Raw genomic sequence first — 4,778 nt, 5'->3', positions numbered from 1 at the left:
CCGATCCTGACGATCGATCGTCGGGAAACGGCGCTGATGAGCGCTCGCCCGGCGCGACGCCGACCGACTCTGACGGACCGGACGGCGAATCGAACGATGGGTCCGATACCGACTCAGGGACGTCCAGCGGGGCCGACGCCGACGGCTGATCCACTATCACCCGGGTCCGAACCGCGTCGATCCGTCGCGTATTGCGAGCAGACACGCTTTTCAGCGCCGATCACTAACGCTGTCTCGATGGACTCCGCCGCGCTGTTGGATTTACTCGGGAACGAAAACCGGAGGCGAATTCTCCAGTTGCTCGCCCGGAAGCCCTGTTACGTCACTGAAATTTCGGAATACCTCGGCGTGAGTCCCAAGGCAGTCATCGAACACCTGCGGAAACTCGAGGAGGCGGGACTGATCGAGAGCCGCGTCGACGATCAGCGGCGGAAGTACTTCCACATCGCCCGGAACGTCCGACTCGAGGTGAACGTCTCGCCGTACGGCTTCGCAAGCAAGAGCGCCTATCCGGCCAACAGTAGCTTCGATATCACGACCTGTCGACACCTCTCCCTCGATATCTCGTGGGACGAAAACGGGAATCTCGACGAGCTACTCGCCGTGTTGGAAGATCTGGAACGGCTCGAAAACGAGCTGTCGCTGGCCCAGCGATGGGTGCAGGGGCGGCTCTACGACGTGCTCGAGAACATCTCCGAGACCGTCGGTGCCGGCCCGGAGAGTCGGATCTACGCCGACTTGCTCGCCAGCGTCCGTTCGGAACCGAAATCGGTCGGCGAACTCAGCGAAGACATCGACGCTCCCCGCGAAGTCGTCGCCGACTTACTCGAGGTGATGGCCGACAACGGGGTCGTTCGCCGTACGGAACGCGGCTGGGAGTTAGCGACGAACAGCTAACTCGCCCGGACTGCTGTCAGTCGATTTCGGCGCGCCCGCAGGGTGTTCGCAGTTGCGCCGGGAAACCAGCGATCCGTCTCAGTCGATATCCTGCGAGAGCCCGTCGCGCAGGTCGCGACCGAAGTAGTAGCCCACGACGGACGCGAGGAGTCCGACGGTCGCGCCGACGGCGATGAGCGGCTGTCCGGAGCCGACGGCGATGAGAACGGTGTTGCTGAGGATCGCCGCGACGCCGCCGACCGAGACGCCGGCGGCGCTCATCTCGAGATAGCGCCGCTTCGACGCGAGGAGTCCGACGGTGAAGGCGACGGCGAACATGCCGATCATGCGGCCGGCGATCGGCAGGGTCGAACCGGCCAGAACGCCGGCACTGAGCACGCCGACGAGCGCGACGTATTCCTTCGGCGAAAAGTATCTCCCGAGCGAGAGTCGCGACGTGATCGGTGAGAGCCACGATCGCGACGAGCCGGTGTCGGACTCGGAGTCGGCTGTACTGTCGCCTTCGAGGTCGGCGTCTTGCGTGGGATCGAACTCAGTGAGCGGATCCACGCCGGTGTCGCCGCCCGCTGTGCTCCCCGCGGTCTCGGATGGCCCGTCGTCGACGGTGGCACCTGGCTCGGAGAGCAGGCGATCCGTCTCCTCGAGGAGGTCGTCGGTCGCGGGGGCGTCCGGCTCCCGACTCTCGGTCACCTCGTCCGAACGGTCGCTCATGCTCGAATCCAGGCCGGCCGCCATCTTGGACCTTTCCCCGTCCGGCCGCAGGCTATACGAGGGCGGCACCCCCATCGAACCTATGACCTGGGCTGCGACGGCTACGTTCGGCCTGTGTTCCATCGGAGCCGGCGCGTTCATCTCCGTGCTCGTGGCGAACCTCGAGCCCCAGCCCGAGTATCCGGCGCTCATGACGGACCTGCTTCGGCTCCTCGGAATCGCAATCGCGGTTGCGGCACTCGGGATCGGTCCGGTCTTTCTCGTCGCTGCCGGCTATGCATACTCGTGGTGACAGCATTCCCACACGAGATGACAGCGTCGAACGCTGCTCGTCCGAAAAATCAGTGAAAGCGACCGTTAGCGAACCGAGTCGACCAGGAGCTTCTGTTCGACCCGCTTGACCTCGTGTTGGACGTCGCGGACGGCGTCGATGTTCGCCGAGATCGAGCTGATCCCTTCGTTGACGAGGAACCGAGCCATTTCGGGTTTGGAGCCGGCCTGGCCGCAGATGCTCGTGTCGACGTCGTGTTCGCGACACGTCTCGATGACGTCGCCGATGAGTCGCAGGATGGCGGGGTGGAGTTCGTCGAAGCGGTCGGCGACGTGCTCGTTGTTGCGGTCGACCGCGAGCGTGTACTGGGTCAGGTCGTTGGTCCCGAAGGAGGCGAAATCGATGCCCGCTTCGGCCATTCCCTCGACGGACAGCGCGGCGGCGGGCGTCTCGATCATGGCACCCCAGCGGCGCCTCTCGGGATCGATCCCCGCCTCTTTCATCAGCTTCTTGGTCTGGTAGATGTCCTCGGCGTCGTTGACCAGCGGGAGCATGATCTCGACGTTGTCGTATCCCAGCTCGTAGAGGCGACGGAACGCCTCGAGTTCGTGGGCGAAGACGTCCGGCCGATCGAGCGAGCGCCTGATGCCCCGGTAGCCGAGCATCGGATTGTGCTCGTCGGGCTCGTCCTCGCCGCCCTCGAGCTGGCGGAACTCGTCCGTGGGCGCGTCGAGCGTGCGGACGCGGACGGGCCGCGGATAGAACTCGTCGGCGACGCCGCGAATGCCCTCGACGAGCTCCGTGATGTAGGCGTCCTCGCCGTTCTCCGCGATGAATTTCGCGGGCGTCTGGTTCAGCGAGAGGATCATATGCTCCATGCGGAGCAGGCCGACGCCGTCGGCACCCGTCGCGGCCGCTCGCTCCGCGGCTTCCGGGATGGAGACGTTGACCTTGACCTCCGTCGCGGTCATCGGTTTGACCGGCGACTGCGGACGGACCTCCTCGACCGGCTCGGTCTCCTCATCGGGTTCGACTTCGGATCCCTCGAGCACCGCGCCCTTCTCGCCGTCGAGTGTGACGACCTGGCCGTCATCGAGGGCGGTCGTGGCGTTGGTCGTCCCGACGATGGCGGGGACACCGAGTTCGCGCGAGACGATGGCGGCGTGGCTGGTCATGCCGCCCTCGTCGGTGATGATGCCCGAGGCCCGTTTCATCGCGGGCACCATGTCGGGCATCGTCATCTCGGTGACGATAATGTCGCCCTCGCTGACCTTGTCGAGGTCGTCGAGCTTGATGACGATTCGCGCGGGGCCGCTGACCGTCCCCGGACTCGAGCCGAGCCCGTCGACGAGGATCTCGCCGGAGCCGCTCGAGTCGGCCCCGCCAGTACTGCCGCTCTCGGCCGCCTGCACGCTTCCGCTGCCGTCGGTCAGTCCCTTCGCGGCGTCGACGCTCCCCGTCGGATCCGCGGCGTCAGCCCCGCTCTCGTCGATCGTCGTGATCGGGCGCGACTGGAGCATGTAGACGTCTCCATCGACGATGGCCCATTCGACGTCCTGGGGTTCGCCGTAGTGGTCCTCGACGCGCTCGCCGAGGTCCATGAGCGCGTCGATCTCGTCGTCGGAGACGACTCGCTGGGTCCGCCTGTCCTCGGGCACTTCGCGCTCGACGGTCTGGCCGGTCGCCTCGTCTTTCTCGTGCATCACCTTCTTCTCGGCGATGGTGACGTCCATGGACCGGTCCTCGCGATCGATGACGTAGTTATCCGGCGAGACGGCACCGGAGACGACGGCCTCGCCCAGTCCCCACGCGGCCTCGATGATCATCGTCGCGTCGCCCGTCGAGGGGTGGCTCGTGAACATCACGCCCGACTTCTCGGCGTCGACCATCTGCTGGACGACGACCGCGATGTTCACCGCGGAGTGATCGAACCCCTGCTCTTGCCGGTAGTAGATCGCTCGCTGGGTGAACAGCGAGGCCCAACACTCCCGGACGCGGTCCAGCAGGGCTTCCTCGGTCACGTTGAGGAACGTCTCCTGTTGGCCCGCGAATGAGGCGTCCGGCAGGTCCTCGGCCGTCGCCGACGACCGAACGGCGACGAACGCCTCGCCGTCACCGACCTCGTGGTAGCTCTCGAGGATCTCCGTCCGCAGCTCGTCGGGGAACGGCGTCTCGAGGATGAGTTCCTGTGCGCGGTCGGCCGCGTCGGCCAGCGCGGCCGAGTCGTCGACGTCGATGTCGACGGCCGCGAACAGCTCCTCGTCGATTTCGGCCTCTTCGATAAACGATCGATAGGTCCCAGCGGTGACGACGAATCCCGGTGGAACGGGCAGCCCCGCGCTCGTGAGCTCGCCCAGGGAGGCACCTTTACCGCCGACCGTCTCGAGGTCGCCGGCACTGATCTCGTCCAGCCAGAGTACAGCCATCTCTAGTGAGGTGGTCACTGGAACGAATAAAGAAGGTTGCGAACGGTCGCTATCAATCCCAACTCGCAACCGAATGAACGTTCCCCGTTTTTGGTGCAGACGGCTCGTTCAGATCGAAACTGACTGCCCGAGAACCGCCGTATTTCGCGAGATAGCAGCGCCGCAACTCGAGATTCGCTCGTTACTCCCGGCACCGCCGATCGACCTGTTTCTCGCGGTGAGTACACGATCTCGGACACAGTCACCGATGGCTGTCTCTCCGTGGATCTGTCCGCTCGTTCGTCTTCATGTGAAATCTATCCGCGAGCGTACTGGTCGCTCCGTCGACTCCTACGCCCGCTCGAGGAGGCCGAATCAGGCCTCGAGAATCTCGTCCTCGTCGTCTTCGGGGACGACGATCGAACCGTCGAGGACGGTGACGCCCCGGCCGCCGACCCGCACCGCGTCGTCGAGGCGGACGCGGACCTGCCCCG

Annotated in this window: 4 protein-coding genes and 1 pseudogene; 2 read left to right on the top strand and 3 right to left on the bottom strand. The window is 65.4% G+C overall.

Features of this window, described 5'->3' with window-relative positions; genetic code table 11:
* The first annotated feature begins 237 nt into the window (after positions 1 to 237).
* The gene (locus tag PGX04_RS32225; RefSeq protein WP_273742203.1) at positions 238 to 897 is read left to right on the top strand and encodes an ArsR/SmtB family transcription factor; all 660 of its coding nucleotides are present in this window, start codon (positions 238 to 240) and stop codon (positions 895 to 897) included.
* A 78-nt stretch (positions 898 to 975) separates the two neighbouring features.
* Here the strand turns inward: PGX04_RS32225 and PGX04_RS32220 are convergent, their stop codons facing one another.
* Positions 976 to 1,608, bottom strand: a complete 633-nt coding sequence (locus PGX04_RS32220; protein WP_273742202.1) for a DUF456 domain-containing protein — start codon at positions 1,606 to 1,608, stop codon at positions 976 to 978.
* 82 nt (positions 1,609 to 1,690) lie between these two features.
* On the opposite strand from PGX04_RS32220, the gene PGX04_RS32215 reads away from it, so the two are divergent.
* Positions 1,691 to 1,900, top strand: a complete 210-nt coding sequence (locus PGX04_RS32215; RefSeq protein ID WP_273742201.1) for a hypothetical protein — start codon at positions 1,691 to 1,693, stop codon at positions 1,898 to 1,900.
* A gap of 65 nt (positions 1,901 to 1,965) precedes the next feature.
* Here the strand turns inward: PGX04_RS32215 and ppsA are convergent, their stop codons facing one another.
* On the bottom strand, positions 1,966 to 4,305 hold the full coding sequence (gene ppsA / locus PGX04_RS32210) for a phosphoenolpyruvate synthase (protein WP_273742200.1): 2,340 nt from the start codon (positions 4,303 to 4,305) through the stop codon (positions 1,966 to 1,968).
* 354 nt (positions 4,306 to 4,659) lie between these two features.
* Positions 4,660 to 4,778: pseudogene (locus tag PGX04_RS32205) on the bottom strand (PhzF family phenazine biosynthesis protein); the annotation flags it as partial.

Source organism: Natrinema soli, assembly GCF_028618695.1.
Note: the sequence above shows the minus strand (reverse complement) of the source record. Positions and strands in the feature narration are given on the sequence as shown.

Bases quoted from the DNA above. Each gene is read 5' to 3' on its own strand.
- PGX04_RS32225 (WP_273742203.1), top strand. From the start codon at position 238: ATGGACTCCGCCGCGCTGTTGGATTTACTCGGGAACGAAAACCGGAGG.
- PGX04_RS32220 (WP_273742202.1), bottom strand. From the start codon at position 1,608: ATGAGCGACCGTTCGGACGAGGTGACCGAGAGTCGGGAGCCGGACGCC.
- PGX04_RS32215 (WP_273742201.1), top strand. From the start codon at position 1,691: ATGACCTGGGCTGCGACGGCTACGTTCGGCCTGTGTTCCATCGGAGCC.
- ppsA (WP_273742200.1), bottom strand. From the start codon at position 4,305: ATGGCTGTACTCTGGCTGGACGAGATCAGTGCCGGCGACCTCGAGACG.